This window comes from Bradyrhizobium neotropicale, from assembly GCF_001641695.1.
Taxonomy (GTDB): domain Bacteria; phylum Pseudomonadota; class Alphaproteobacteria; order Rhizobiales; family Xanthobacteraceae; genus Bradyrhizobium; species Bradyrhizobium neotropicale.
In genome coordinates, this window is the sequence record NZ_LSEF01000100.1 from 60,048 (window position 1) to 74,380 (window position 14,333).

The 14,333-nt window shown below is 64.9% G+C and carries 13 protein-coding genes; 12 read left to right on the top strand and 1 reads right to left on the bottom strand.

Annotation, left to right across the window (positions count from 1 at the left end):
* The first annotated feature begins 119 nt into the window (after nt 1-119).
* The 3 genes from AXW67_RS33745 (at nt 120) to AXW67_RS33755 (ending at nt 2,486) form a co-directional block, all read left to right on the top strand.
* Complete coding sequence (locus AXW67_RS33745; protein ID WP_027550026.1) at nt 120-533, top strand: helix-turn-helix domain-containing protein; 414 nt, start codon at nt 120-122, stop codon at nt 531-533.
* 85 nt (nt 534-618) lie between these two features.
* On the top strand, nt 619-1,776 hold the full coding sequence (locus tag AXW67_RS33750; RefSeq protein WP_027550027.1) for a M20 family metallopeptidase: 1,158 nt from the start codon (nt 619-621) through the stop codon (nt 1,774-1,776).
* Nucleotides 1,773-2,486 (top strand): tRNA (guanine(46)-N(7))-methyltransferase TrmB, encoded by a 714-nt coding sequence (locus AXW67_RS33755; protein WP_063681409.1) that lies wholly within the window; start codon nt 1,773-1,775, stop codon nt 2,484-2,486. The genes AXW67_RS33750 and AXW67_RS33755 overlap by 4 nt, the downstream gene beginning before the upstream one ends.
* Here AXW67_RS33755 and AXW67_RS33760 read toward each other — a convergent pair.
* Nucleotides 2,483-3,565: a DUF2336 domain-containing protein gene (locus AXW67_RS33760; RefSeq protein WP_063681410.1), complete on the bottom strand. Its 1,083-nt coding sequence runs from the start codon at nt 3,563-3,565 to the stop codon at nt 2,483-2,485. The two genes, AXW67_RS33755 and AXW67_RS33760, sit on opposite strands and share 4 nt — an antisense overlap.
* Before the next feature lie 371 nt (nt 3,566-3,936).
* On the opposite strand from AXW67_RS33760, the gene rimP reads away from it, so the two are divergent.
* The 9 genes from rimP to pnp all read left to right on the top strand — a co-directional run bounded on the left by rimP (nt 3,937) and on the right by pnp (nt 14,295).
* Complete coding sequence (gene rimP, locus AXW67_RS33765; RefSeq protein ID WP_027550030.1) at nt 3,937-4,692, top strand: ribosome maturation factor RimP; 756 nt, start codon at nt 3,937-3,939, stop codon at nt 4,690-4,692.
* Nucleotides 4,693-4,694: 2 nt separating this feature from the next.
* Nucleotides 4,695-6,305, top strand: coding sequence for a transcription termination factor NusA (gene nusA / locus AXW67_RS33770; protein ID WP_027550031.1), 1,611 nt, complete (start codon nt 4,695-4,697; stop codon nt 6,303-6,305).
* Nucleotides 6,306-6,328: 23 nt separating this feature from the next.
* Nucleotides 6,329-7,012 (top strand): RNA-binding protein, encoded by a 684-nt coding sequence (locus AXW67_RS33775; protein ID WP_063681411.1) that lies wholly within the window; start codon nt 6,329-6,331, stop codon nt 7,010-7,012.
* Nucleotides 7,013-7,081: 69 nt separating this feature from the next.
* Nucleotides 7,082-9,769, top strand: coding sequence for a translation initiation factor IF-2 (gene infB, locus AXW67_RS33780; RefSeq protein ID WP_027550033.1), 2,688 nt, complete (start codon nt 7,082-7,084; stop codon nt 9,767-9,769).
* Nucleotides 9,770-9,925: 156 nt separating this feature from the next.
* Nucleotides 9,926-10,357, top strand: a complete 432-nt coding sequence (rbfA, locus tag AXW67_RS33785; protein WP_027550034.1) for a 30S ribosome-binding factor RbfA — start codon at nt 9,926-9,928, stop codon at nt 10,355-10,357.
* Nucleotides 10,354-11,472: a tRNA pseudouridine(55) synthase TruB gene (truB, locus tag AXW67_RS33790; protein WP_063681412.1), complete on the top strand. Its 1,119-nt coding sequence runs from the start codon at nt 10,354-10,356 to the stop codon at nt 11,470-11,472. Before rbfA ends, truB begins: the two co-directional genes overlap by 4 nt.
* A 2-nt stretch (nt 11,473-11,474) precedes the next feature.
* Nucleotides 11,475-11,744, top strand: a complete 270-nt coding sequence (gene rpsO, locus AXW67_RS33795; protein WP_027550036.1) for a 30S ribosomal protein S15 — start codon at nt 11,475-11,477, stop codon at nt 11,742-11,744.
* Between the two features lie 111 nt (nt 11,745-11,855).
* Nucleotides 11,856-12,041, top strand: coding sequence for a hypothetical protein (locus tag AXW67_RS42405; protein WP_145928052.1), 186 nt, complete (start codon nt 11,856-11,858; stop codon nt 12,039-12,041).
* Between the two features lie 91 nt (nt 12,042-12,132).
* Nucleotides 12,133-14,295: a polyribonucleotide nucleotidyltransferase gene (gene pnp, locus AXW67_RS33805; RefSeq protein ID WP_063681413.1), complete on the top strand. Its 2,163-nt coding sequence runs from the start codon at nt 12,133-12,135 to the stop codon at nt 14,293-14,295.
* Nucleotides 14,296-14,333 lie beyond the last annotated feature (38 nt).

A 14,333-nucleotide genomic window follows, 5' to 3' on the forward strand; every position in this document is an offset into this window, starting at 1 on the left:
AGCGGTGCATTGCTAAATTTCTCCGCAATGTTTCCCCAATCAGAGTGAAGTTTTGATGTCGCTGTCACCTGAGGCAATACTTCCATTGCGCCAACGGTGGTGTTTGGAGGGCTGAGGAAATGTCGAAAGCGCCCAACCCTGTTGACAAATATGTCGGCAGTCGCGTGCGTATGCGCCGCATCATGTTGGGCATGAGTCAGGAAAAGCTCGGTGAAGCTTTGGGCCTGACGTTCCAGCAGATTCAGAAATACGAGAAGGGCACCAACAGAGTCGGCGCGAGCCGCATCCAGCAGATCGCCGAGATTCTCCAGGTGCCGGTGTCGTTCCTGTTCGAGGGCGGACCGAGCGGCACGCCCGGTCCCGACGGCTTCAGCGAAGGCGCATCGCCGTCCTATGTCTCCGACTTCCTCGCGACATCGGAGGGCTTAGCCCTGACCAAGGCATTCACCCGAATCACCGATTCGAAGCTGCGCCGCTCGATCGTTGATCTGGTCGAACAGATCGCTGCCCGCGAAGGGCCCGACAAGCGCTGACGCGCGACCTCATTCCGATTTGAGGCTGCGCCAAATCTGGCCTATGTCGTCATTTGCGGCCGCGCTTTAGGCGTGTCCTCTTGCGATGATGCGGCTCAAAGGCTCAGATGTTTCCATGGCGAGCTCCAATTGGTTCGATTCCCAAACTATTCTCGATGGCATCCGCCGCTGGGTGGAGATCGAGACGCCGACGGACACGCCTGAACAGGTCAACAAGCTGGTCTCGCTGGTCGCGGATCACTATCGCGATCTGCCGGCGACGATCGAACGGGTTGCCGGCGTCGACGGCTGTGGCGACCACCTCGTGGTCCGCTCGACGTGGGGCCAGGACCAGCCGGGTATCCTGGTGCTCAGTCATCTCGACACCGTTCATCCCATGGGATTCATTGAGCGGCTGCCTTTCAGGATCGAAGGCGACAGCGCCTTCGGTCCCGGCATCTACGACATGAAGGGCGGCGCCTACATCGCCCATCACGCCTTTCGCGCGCTGTGCGCCACCGCGGATCGTTCGCCGCTCGGCATCACCCACATGTTCACCTCCGACGAGGAGATCGGCAGCCCCACCTCGCGCGCGTTGATCGAGCAGGAAGGGCGCAAGGCCAAATACGTGCTGGTGACGGAGCCGGCGCGCGACGGCGGCAAGATCGTCACCGGACGCAAGGGCGTCGGGCGGTTCGAGGTGTTCATCAGGGGCGTGCCCGCACATGCCGGCACACGGCCCGAAGACGGCCGCAGCGCCATCCGCGAGCTCGCCAACGTCATCCAGGCGCTCGAAGGAATGAACGATCTCAAGCGCGGCGTCACCGTCAATGTCGGCGTGGTGCGCGGCGGCACGCGACCCAACGTGACGCCGGAAGAGGCCTATGCCGAAGTCGATCTGCGCGTCCCCAGCTTCGCCGATGCGGAGGAATTCGTCGGCAAGATTCTCGGACTGAAGTCGAAGACCGACGGCGTCACCGTTGAGGTCACCGGCGATCTCAATCGTCCGCCGTACGAGAAGAGCAATTCGGGCGCCGCGCTGTTCGAGCACGCGAAGACGCTCGCCGCCGAGCTCGGCCTCGAGCTGATCGACGTCCACACCGGCGGCGGCTCCGACGGCAATTTCACCGCCGCGCACACCGGCACGCTCGACGGCCTCGGCGTCGACGGCAAGGGCGCCCACACTCATTATGAGCAGCTCTACATCTCGTCGCTCGAGCCGCGCGCGCGGCTGCTCTATCGGCTTTATCAGACGCTGCAATGAACGACGACAAGCTGCACCCGCGCCGCACTGAAGACAACGAGCGCGCCTTCTTCGGACGCCGCAAGGGCCACAAGCTCAGGCAGCACCAGGCCGACCTCGTCGACAATTTGCTGCCGCATCTGGCGCTCGACATCGAGAGCGAAGCGCCCGCAAATGTCGTCGAGATCTTCGATCCGGCCGCGGGCGATCTCAGGCTCGAGATCGGCTTTGGCGGCGGCGAGCATCTCGCGGCGGAAGCCCAGCTCTTTCCCGCGACCGGCTTCATCGGCTGCGAGCCCTATGTCAACGGCATGGCGAAAATCCTCGCGCAGATCGAGGCCGGCAACATCGGCAACATCCGCCTGTTCGCGGGCGATGCCGCCGAGCTGCTCGCCTGGCTGCCGCAGGCATCGCTGTCGCGGATCGACCTGATCCATCCCGACCCCTGGCCGAAACGGCGACACTGGAAGCGACGCTTCGTCCAGGACAAGAGCATCGCGGCGATGGCGCGCGTGCTGAAGGCGGGCGGTGAATTCCGCTTCGTCTGCGACATCGACGATTACTGCGCCTGGACGCTGTCGCATCTCGCACGCTCGCCGGACTTCCAATGGCTCGCGGAGCGCGCCGATGATTTCCGCCTACCCTGGGTCGGCTACACCATGACCCGCTACGGCAGGAAGGCCGCGCGCGAGGGACGCAAGGCGGCGTATCTGCGGTTTCGGAGGCTCTAGACCGTCTGCCGGTTGCGCCAGAAAGTCACGACGCGCTCGGCGGTCGAGGGCATCAGGCGCGTGAAGTTGGTGCGGGCCGCTTCGATGTCGGCGTCGGCCGGCGCGCGAGATGGGCCGTACCACAGCAGGATGAGCGCGCGCACGGTCGGCCAACCGAGATTCAAGACACGGCCAACGATCAGAATCGGATCATAGCGGTCGCCTCCGATCAGGCGATCGAGGGTCGCGAGCCTGAGGCCTGACATCGCGGAGAGCGCCGCGATCGATTCCTCGTATTTGTGCGCCTTGGCGAAGCCGAGCAGCGCGCTCTCGCCGAGATGCCCCTCGCGCTGCAGGGTGAGCACGGTGCGCTGCGCCGCCGAAAAATCGCGCCGCGGTCCGGGCGGCAGCGCCGCTTCCTCGATCGCAGTCATGGCGCGCTTGATCTCGACCTGGCGAACCGGATTGACCACGCTGGACAGGCGGCGGCGAATGACGTCGAGCGTGCCGTCGAGAAGCTCCTTCAGATGGTCGCCCGAGAGATCCTCGCGTTGACCGAGCTTGAGCGTCAGCACGCCGTCCTGCGAGGCACGCTTGACCAGCTCGGAGTAGCTGCCCGGCGAGAACACCGCACCGGCATTGCCGGCGGCGCGACGAACCACCTCGCGATCGCCGCGCTCGACCAGCACGTCGGTGACCTTCGTCGACAAGGTCGGCCGCTCCGTCATCGCCAGCAGGTGGCCCTGCCCCTTCAGCCGCGCGATTTCGATCAGTGCGGCTTCGTCGAGCACGGGCGAGCGGCGCAGCACCGGACCGGCCACCATGATCTCGTTCTCGCGGGCGAGCTGCCTCACCAGATGGCACGGCGCGTTGTTGAGCCTCGAGAAGCGCTCGGCGAGATCGACGCGCGAGGCAAGCTCGGCATGCGGGACGAGGTCGATCAGGAGATCGTCGAACAGCGCAACGAGGTCGGGGCGGAGCTTTGCGGAATCCTGGAAGAACAATTCGGCGATGGCGCGCGCCACCTCGCCGCGACGCCGCGGATCGCCGCGTTTGACGATATCGTCCAGTCCGGGGATGAGCGACGTGGCAACGGTCATGGAACGCAACTCGAATCTGGCACGCCGCGGGTGCGCCATAGGCTCAAGCCGCCCCACGATCGGCAAATTTAGGCCCCCTTGATGAAGGAAGCGTTGCGCTGGGAGCAGGCAAACCGGGCGCAAAAAGCCAACCGCCGGCTGCGATGGGCCTTGTCCGGGGGGGTGGAAAGCGCTATATCAACACCAACTTAATCTTCTCATACGATCCGCGTAGTGAGGGTGGGCCCGAAAGGACCCGCTCTTTTTTATTACCTGAGCGCGGCTTGGCGGAAGAAGAGCGGCCCGACGGCTTGTCGGAGCCGAGGACGTAGCGAAGCAGCCTCTGAAGCGTTGTAACCAAGCCTTAACCATCGAGCGCCTTGACCCTGAATATGACCGAACCGAACCCTGGTTCCACGGATGCCGAGTTGCTGGCCGAGCCGCGGCTTGTGGTCGAGCCGGGCGTGGCGGCACGGGTGTCGGCGATCGCAGGCCCGGTGCTCGAGGGCATGGGCTACCGCTTGGTGCGGATCCGGATTTCCGGCGAGGCCGGCTGCACCGTGCAGATCATGGCCGAACGTCCCGACGGTTCGATGCAACTCGAGGATTGCGAGGCGATCTCGCGGGCGCTGTCGCCCGTGCTCGACGTCGCCGACCCCATCGATCGCGCCTATCGGCTGGAAATCTCCTCGCCGGGAATCGACCGGCCGCTGGTGCGGCGCACCGATTTCGAGCGGTATACGGGGCATCTCGTCAGGATCGAAATGGCGGTCGCCCATGAGGGACGAAAGCGCTTCCGCGGCACGCTGGCCGGCGTCGAAGGCGATCGCGTGCGGATCAAGCGCGACGACGTCAAGGCCGGCGACGAGGCCGAGGTTCTCCTGGTCATGGAGGATATCGGCGACGCACGGCTGGTGCTGACCGACGAGCTGATCGCGGAGTCCATGCGCCGCGGTAAGGCCGAGGCGCGCGAGATGCGCCGCAATCTCGGGCTGGAGCCGCCGCAGGCCCCGCATGCTAAGATCAGCGAGAAGACGACAAAGAACACGAAGCCGAAGAAAAAGCCGGCACCGAAGAACACCAAGCAACATCGCCTTGCCGCAGAACGCGCGCGGCGCGGCGAAATCGAGCCTGACGAAGGAGACTAGCCATGGCAGTCAGCGCCAATCGACTCGAACTGCTCCAGATCGCCGACGCCGTTGCGCGCGAGAAATCGATCGACCGCAGCATCGTCATCGCCGCGATGGAGGACGCCATCGCGAAGGCGGCGCGCGCCCGTTACGGCAGCGAGACTGACGTTCACGCCGAAATCGACCCGAAGAAGGGCGAGCTCCGTCTGTCGCGCCACATGCTGGTGGTCGAGAAGGTCGAAAACCATTCCAACCAGATTTCGCTGACGGACGCGCAGCGCGCCAATCCCGGCGCCCAGGTCGGCGATACCATTGCCGACACCCTGCCGCCGCTCGAGTACGGCCGCATCGCCGCTCAGTCGGCCAAGCAGGTGATCGTGCAGAAGGTGCGCGAGGCCGAGCGCGACCGGCAATATCAGGAATTCAAGGATCGCATCGGCGACATCGTCAACGGCGTCGTCAAGCGCGTCGAATATGGCAGCGTGATCGTCGATCTCGGCCGTGGCGAAGCCATCATCCGCCGCGACGAGATGCTGCCGCGCGAGGTCTTCCGGAACGGTGACCGCGTCCGCGCCTATATTTTCGACGTGCGTCGCGAGACCCGCGGCCCGCAGATCTTCCTCTCCCGCACCCACCCGCAGTTCATGGCGAAGCTGTTCGCGCAGGAAGTGCCGGAAATCTATGACGGCATCGTCGAGATCAAGGCGGTGGCCCGCGACCCCGGCTCGCGCGCGAAAATCGGCGTGATTTCCCGCGATTCGTCGGTCGATCCGGTCGGCGCCTGCGTCGGTATGCGTGGCTCGCGCGTGCAGGCTGTGGTGAACGAGCTGCAGGGCGAGAAGATCGACATCATTCCCTGGTCGCCCGATATCGCGACCTTCGTGGTCAACGCGCTGGCGCCGGCCGAAGTGTCCAAGGTCGTCATCGACGAGGACCGCGAGCGCATCGAGGTCGTGGTTCCCGATACCAACAACCAGCTGTCGCTGGCGATCGGCCGCCGCGGCCAGAACGTCCGTCTCGCCTCGCAGCTCACCGGCTGGGACATCGACATCCTGACCGAGCAGGAGGAATCGGAGCGCCGCCAGGCCGATTTCGAGAACTCCACCCGCGTCTTCATGGAATCGCTCAATGTCGACGAGGTGGTCGGCCAGCTGCTGGCGTCCGAAGGCTTCACCTCGGTCGAGGAGCTCGCCATGGTGGAAGTCAAGGAACTCGCCGGCATCGAAGGTTTCGACGAGGAGACCGCGCAGGAGCTCCAGAACCGGGCGCGCGAATATCTCGAGCAGCAGGAAGCCGAGCTCGAAGCCCGTCGCAAGGAACTCGGTGTCGAGGACGCGCTCAAGGACGTGCCGGGCGTGACCTCGAAGATGCTGGTGAAGTTCGGCGAGAACGACATCAAGACCGTCGAGGATCTCGCCGGCTGCGCCACCGACGACCTGGTCGGCTGGACCGAGCGCAAGGAAGGTGGCGAGTCCACCAAATATCCGGGCGCACTCGACGGCATCGACATCTCCCGCGACGATGCCGAAGCCATGATCATGCAGGCCCGCGTCAAGGCCGGCTGGATCACCGAGGCCGACCTTGCGAAGCCCGCCGAAGAGGCTGAGGCGACCGAAGATCAGCCGGCTTAAGGGCAACAGGAGATGTCGCCCGGATGCTCGCTCATTCTGACCCCGAACTCGACCATGGACCGCGGACCGAAAGGTCCGCGACCATGCGGATGTGCGTGGTCAGCCGCGAGGTCCGGCCGATCGACGAGCTGATCCGCTTCGTCGTATCACCCCAGGGCGACATAGTTCCCGATCTCAAGCGCAAGCTGCCCGGACGGGGCATGTGGATCACCGCATCGCGCAAGGCGGTTGCGGAAGCCGTTCGCCGTCACCAATTTAGCAAAGCCTTCAAGCGCGACCTGCGCATTCCTCCGACGCTCCCGCTCGACACCGAGACGCTCCTGGTTCGGAGCGTGGCCGAAGCGCTCGCGATTTCCGCCAAAGCGGGCCAGGTGGTGGCCGGTTTTGGCAAGGTCGAAAGCGCCTTGCGGGGGGGCACGGTCGAGGTCCTGATCCATGCCAGCGACGGGGCCCCGGACGGAATCCGCAAATTAGACACGCTGGCACGGCAAAATGACGGGAATCGCGGCACCAAGCCGCCGATTCCCATCGTTACCGCATTGAAATCGGCAGAATTGGATTTGGCACTTACCCGGTCAAATGTGATACATGCTGCGCTGCTCGCGGGCCCGGCGAGCAGGACATTCCTGTCACGTAGCCAGATGCTGGTCCGATACCGGCTGGCGGACGATGACAAGACTGCCGAAAATCACGGCCAGGATTTCTGAAGACAACGACAAACCGGACGATGGTGCGGCAACGCACAACGTTAACAAGATCAAGATTGGGACTACTGAATGGTTGATACCAAGACCCCTGGCGACAAGAAGCTGAGCGTTCCGAGCAAGACGCTATCGCTCAAGCCGCGCGTCGAGACGGGCACCGTGCGCCAGAGCTTCAGCCATGGCCGGAGCAAGCAGGTCGTGGTCGAAAAGCGCGGCAAGCGCCGCATCGGCGACACTGGCCCCGAACCGCAGGCTGCCGAGGTCGTTGCGAAGCCGGCGCCGGCCGCGCCCGCTCCGTCGCGCCCGGCTCCGCCGCCCGCCCAGCCGCGCAACGCCGGTTCCGGCGTGGTGCTGCGTACCCTGACCGAGGATGAGCGCTCCGCCCGCGCCAGCGCGCTGGCCGATGCCAAGCTGCGCGAAGTCGAGGAACGCCGCCAGGCCGAGGAAGAAGCCCAGCGCCGCGCCGTCCGCGAGGCCGCCGAACGCGCCGAGCGCGAAGCCGCCGAAGCCCGCCGCAAGGCCGAGGAAGAGCGCCACCGTCACGAGGACGAAGCCAAGCGCAAGGCTGAGACCGAGGCCAAGAAGCGTTTCGGCGAAGGCGAGCAGCCGCAATCGGCCGCACGTACCGGGACGGCTGCACCGGCCGCTCCGGCGCCACGCCCCGCAACGACCACCGCGCGGCCGACGGCCTCCGCGGCCCGGCCCGCGACGACCACACAGCGGCCGGCTGGCCCCGCAGGTCGCGCCCCCGCGGTCGCGGCCGGACCGGACGAGGATGAGGGTCCGCGCCAGATCCGTCGCGGTCCCGGCGGCGCCGCGCGTCCTGCGGCAGCCCCCAAGACCACCCACAAGCCCGGCCCGCAGAAGGAGCGCGGCCGCCTGACCGTCGTCACCGCGCTCAACGCCGACGACGTGCGCGAGCGCTCGATCGCCTCGTTCCGCCGCCGCACCCAGCGCCTGAAGGGCCATGCCTCGAACGAGCCGAAGGAAAAGCTCATCCGCGAGGTGACGATCCCGGAAGCGATCACCATCCAGGAACTCGCCAACCGCATGTCCGAGCGCGCGGTCGACGTCATCCGCATGCTGATGAAGCAGGGCGCGATGCATAAGATCACCGACGTGATCGACGCCGACACCGCGCAGCTCATCGCCGAAGAACTCGGCCACACCGTGAAGCGCGTCGCTGCCTCCGACGTCGAAGAGGGCCTGTTCGACACCGTCGATGATTCCACCGATACCGAGCCGCGTTCGCCGGTCGTGACCGTGATGGGCCACGTCGACCACGGCAAGACCTCGCTGCTCGACGCGCTCCGTCACGCCAATGTGGTCTCGGGCGAAGCCGGCGGCATCACTCAGCATATCGGCGCCTATCAGGTGTCATCGCCCGAAACCGGCAAGAAGATCACCTTCATCGACACGCCCGGCCACGCCGCGTTCACCGCGATGCGCGCCCGCGGCGCCAAGGTGACCGACATCGTCGTGCTGGTGGTTGCGGCCGATGACGGCGTGATGCCGCAGACGGTCGAAGCCATCAACCACGCCAAGGCGGCGCGCGTGCCGATCATCGTTGCCATCAACAAGATCGACAAGCCGGACGCCAAGCCGGAGCGCGTGCGCACCGAGCTGCTCCAGCACGAGGTGCAGGTCGAATCGTTCGGCGGCGAAGTCGTCGACGTCGAGGTGTCCGCCAAGAACAAGACCAATCTCGACAAGCTGCTCGAGATGATCGCGCTGCAGGCCGAAATCCTCGACCTGAAGACCAATTCGCACCGCCCGGCCGAAGGCACCGTGATCGAGGCCAAGCTCGACCGCGGCCGCGGCCCGGTCGCGACCGTGCTGGTTCAGCGCGGCACGCTTCGTGTCGGCGACATCATCGTCGCCGGCGCCGAGATGGGCCGCGTCCGCGCGCTGATCTCGGACCAGGGCGAGACGGTTCAGGAGGCCGGTCCCTCGGTGCCGGTCGAGGTGCTCGGCTTCAACGGCCCGCCCGAGGCCGGCGATCGCCTCGCGGTGGTCGAGAACGAAGCCCGCGCCCGCCAGATCACCAGCTACCGTGCGCACCAGAAGCGCGAGAACGCCGCGGCCTCTATCTCCGGCATGCGCGGCTCGCTCGAGCAGATGATGTCGCAGTTGAAGACGGCGGGCCGCAAGGAATTCCCGCTGATCGTCAAGGCCGACGTGCAGGGCTCGCTGGAAGCGATCCTCGGCTCGCTGGAGAAGCTCGGCACCGACGAAGTCGCAGCCCGCATCCTGCATGCCGGTGTCGGCGGTATCTCGGAATCCGACGTGACGCTCGCGGAAGGCTTCAACGCCGCGATCATCGGCTTCTCGGTTCGCGCCAACAAGGAGGCGGCCGCGGCCGCCAAGCGCAACGGCATCGAGATCCGCTACTACAACATCATCTACGACCTCGTGGACGACGTGAAGAAGGCGATGAGCGGCCTGCTCGCGCCGACCCTGCGCGAAACCATGCTGGGCAATGCCGAGATCCTGGAGATCTTCAACATCTCCAAGGTCGGCAAGGTCGCCGGCTGCCGCGTCACCGACGGTACCGTGGAACGCGGCGCCAATGTGCGCCTGATCCGCGACAACGTCGTCGTGCACGAGGGCAAGCTGTCGACGCTGAAGCGCTTCAAGGACGAAGTGAAGGAAGTCCAGGCCGGCCAGGAATGCGGCATGGCCTTCGAGAGCTACCACGACATGCGCGTGGGCGACGTGATCGAGTGTTATCGAGTGGAGACGATCCAGCGCTCCCTGTAAGTCCAAATCTTACCGAAGCGCTCGGATCTTTTTGAATTGAAATTGCGGGAGTGCGGATGGCCGGATTTTTCCGGCCATCCGCGCCTCATTCGTTGCAGCAGGACAAATGACAATGCCCGTGTCCCAAACACGGGCATGGCGAGGTGATTTTCGAGAATGCCCCGGCATCATCAGAAAAAGAGTTCCGCACCCGGCGGCTCGCAGCGGCAGTTGCGTGTCGGCGAGCAGGTTCGCCATGCGATGGCCGATATTCTGGCGCAAGGCAGCGCGCATGATGCGGACCTCGAAGGTCACATCATCACCGTGCCGGAGGTACGGATGTCGCCTGACCTGAAGCTTGCGACAATCTACGTGATGCCGCTCGGTGGCCGCGACACCGAGGTCGTGATCGCTGCGCTCGAGCGCAACAAGAAATTCCTGCGCGGCGAGGTCGCGCGGCGCGTTAACCTGAAATTTGCACCTGACATTCGCTTCCGCGTCGACGAGCGATTCGACGAAGCGGAACGGATCGAGAAGCTATTGCGAACACCTGCGGTGCAAAGAGATTTGGAACAGGATCCGGATACGGATCGGGAAGAAGAACAATGATGATGGACCCGGCTCACGGCACGATCGGCAGCGAAGAGCCCGATACACGCGACGTGCAGAAGAATAATTTTGCAGGAGTCGGCGGCGACACGCAGCCGCACCAGGAGCCGCGCCGCGTCAACAACGATCCGCGCGCCAAGCAGCAGAAGGGCAACCAGCCGCGCCGCGACCGGCGCGACGTCCACGGCTGGGTCGTGCTCGACAAGCCGATCGGCATGACCTCGACCCAGGCCGTCGCCGTGCTCAAGCGCCTGTTCCAGGCCAAGCGCGCCGGCCACGCCGGCACGCTCGATCCGCTCGCCTCCGGCGGTCTGCCGATCGCGCTCGGCGAGGCCACCAAGACGGTTCCCTTCGTGATGGACGGCCGCAAGCGCTACCGCTTCACCGTGTGCTGGGGCGAGGAGCGCGACACCGACGACATCGAGGGCCGGGTGACCGCGACCTCCGACCAGCGCCCAACCCGGGAGGCCATCGAGGCGCTGCTGCCCCGCTTCACCGGGGTGATCGAGCAGGTCCCGCCGCGCTATTCCGCCATCAAGGTGCGGGGCGAGCGCGCCTATGACCTCGCCCGCGACGGCGAGGTCGTGGAGCTGGCCCCCCGCCCGGTCGAGATTCACCATTTATCCCTTGTAGATCAACCAGATAATGATCGGGCGGTATTCGAGGCCGAATGCGGCAAGGGCACCTATGTCCGCGCCCTTGCCCGCGATATGGGCCGAATTCTCGGCACTTACGGCCATATCTGCGCGCTGCGGCGGACCCTGGTTGGCCCATTTGGCGAGAACGACATGATTCCGCTGGATCAGTTGGAGGCTTTGTGCGATAGAGCCGCGTCCGGCGAGGGCAGCCTCGCCGACGCGCTTTTGCCCGTTGAGACCGCGCTGGACGACATCCCGGCACTGGCCGTCACTCGGGCTGATGCGGCAAGGCTCCATCGGGGCCAAGCCGTTTTGTTGCGCGGACGGGATGCGCCCAATTGTAGCGGCACAGTCTATGTCACGGTGGCAGGCCGGCTTCTCGCGCTTGCCGAAGTTGGCAATGGCGAAATCATCCCCAAGCGTGTGTTCAACCTGACCGGCCTGACTGCCAGCCCCGGTCGCAACGAGAGAAATTGACGATGTCGATTGCCGCAGATCGCAAAGCGGAAGTCATCAAGACGAATGCCACCAAAGCCGGCGACACCGGCTCGCCCGAGGTTCAGGTCGCGATCCTTTCGGAACGCATCAACAACCTCACGAACCATTTCAAGACCCACGTGAAGGACAACCATTCGCGCCGCGGCCTCTTGAAGCTCGTGTCGACCCGCCGTTCGCTCCTCGACTATCTGAAGAAGAAGGACGAGGCGCGGTACAAGGCGCTGCTCGAGAAGCACAACATTCGTCGCTAAGTGTTCCTGCGCGCGCCACTGGCGCGCGTTTTTGCGCGTGGTTTCGAGCGAAAGCACTTTATTTCAAGGTTTTTGATCGAGGCTCACGCGTATGTCGGGTGCGAGCCAAAGATGATTCGCATCCGGGGCATGATGTTCGAAGGCCGCGGTACGGTGTTCGAAGACTTCACGTTCATGCCGACTGACCAGTCCAGCAGCAATCCGGCGGCTGGGCGCAACGGGCAAGGTGCCCGTATGACCCGAAAGGATGGACGCCATCCGAAATCTAAAAACCATGGCAGGATCGCAGGACGCTGATCGCCCGCTTCGATCAGCGTCCCGCAATCTTGCGCATGGTTTTTGTTTTTCGGGCCGTTCCTCTTTCGAGAACCCATGAAAGAAGACCTCTATGTTCAATAAGCATTCAGTCGAGATCGACTGGGGCGGACGCCCTCTCAAGCTTGAAACCGGCAAGATCGCACGCCAGGCCGACGGCGCCGTGCTCGCGACCTATGGCGAGACCGTGGTGCTCGCCACCGTCGTCGCGGCGAAGGCGCCGCGCGAAGGCGTCGACTTCCTGCCGCTGACCGTCGACTATCAGGAGAAGACCTATGCAGCCGGCCGCATTCCCGGCGGCTATTTCAAGCGCGAGGGCCGTCCGACCGAGAAGGAGACGCTGGTCTCCCGCCTGATCGACCGTCCGATCCGCCCGCTGTTCGTCGACGGCTGGCGCAACGAGACCCAGGTGATCGTCACCGTGCTCTCGCACGACATGGAAAACGATCCCGATATCGTGGCGATGGTCGCGGCTTCCGCCGCCCTGACCCTGTCGGGGGCGCCCTTCAAGGGCCCGATCGGTGCGGCCCGTGTCGGCTTTGCCAATGACGAATTCGTCCTCAACCCGACGCTCGACGAGATGGTCGATACCCAGCTCGACCTCGTCGTTGCCGGCACTGCCGACGCCGTGCTGATGGTGGAATCGGAAGCCAAGGAGCTCAACGAAGACGTGATGCTCGGCGCCGTGATGTTCGGTCACCGCCACTTCCAGCCGGTCATCAACGCGATCATCGAACTCGCCGAGAAGGCCGCCAAGGAGCCGCGCGAGGTCACCGTGATCGACAATTCGGCGATCGAAAAGGAAATGCTCGGCCTGATCGAGCAGGAGCTGCGCGCTGCCTATGCGATCCCGGTCAAGCAGGAGCGCTATGCTGCGGTCGGCGTCGCCAAGGAAAAGGTGATGGCCCACTACTTCCCGGAGGGCCAGGAGCCGAAATACGACAAGCTCCGTGTCGCCGGCGTGTTCAAGGAGCTGGAAGCCAAGATCGTCCGCTGGAACATTCTCGACACCGGCAAGCGCATCGACGGCCGCGACTCCAAGACCGTCCGCAACATCCTCGCCGAGGTCGGCGTGCTGCCTCGCGCCCACGGCTCGGCGCTGTTCACCCGCGGTGAGACCCAGGCGATGGTCGTGACCACGCTCGGCACCGGCGAGGACGAGCAGTACATCGACGCGCTGTCGGGGACGTACAAGGAAACGTTCCTGCTGCACTACAACTTCCCGCCCTACTCGGTCGGTGAAACCGGTCGCCTCGGCGGCACCAAGCGCCGCGAGATCGGCCACGGCAAGCTCGCCTGGCGCGCGATCCACCCGGTGCTGCCGCCGCACCACGAGTTCCCCTACACGATCCGCGTGGTCTCGGAGATCACCGAGTCCAACGGCTCGTCCTCCATGGCTTCGGTCTGCGGCGCCTCGCTCGCGCTGATGGACGCCGGCGTGCCGTTGAAGCGGCCGACCGCGGGCATCGCGATGGGACTGATCCTCGAGGACAAGCGCTTTGCGGTTCTGTCGGACATCCTCGGTGACGAGGATCATCTCGGCGACATGGACTTCAAGGTCGCTGGCACCGACCAGGGCATCACCTCGCTCCAGATGGACATCAAGATCGAGGGCATCACCGAGGAGATCATGCGGGTCGCGCTTGGCCAGGCCAAGGACGGCCGCATCCACATCCTCGGCGAGATGGCGAAGGCTCTGACCGCTGCGCGCGCCGAGCTCGGCGAATACGCGCCGCGCATCGAGACCTTCAAGATCCCGACCGACAAGATCCGCGAAGTGATCGGCACCGGCGGCAAGGTGATCCGCGAGATCGTCGAGAAGACCGGCGCCAAGGTCAACATCGAGGACGACGGCACCGTGAAGGTCGCTTCCAGCGACGGCGAGGCGATGAAGGCCGCGATCAAGTGGATCAAGTCGATCGCGTCCGAGCCCGAAGTCGGCCAGATCTATGACGGCACCGTCGTCAAGGTGATGGAGTTCGGCGCCTTCGTGAACTTCTTCGGCTCCAAGGACGGCCTCGTCCACATCAGCCAGCTTGCGGCCAACCGCGTGCAGAAGACCAGCGACGTCGTCAAGGAAGGCGACAAGGTCAAGGTCAAGCTGCTCGGCTTCGACGATCGCGGCAAGACCCGGCTGTCGATGAAGGTCGTCGACCAGACCACCGGCGAGGATCTCGAGGCCAAGGACAAGCCGGCCGACGGCCAGCAGCCCCCGCGCGAAGCGGCCGGCGAGTAAGTCTCGCCACCTACATCAGAAACACGAAGGGCGGCCTT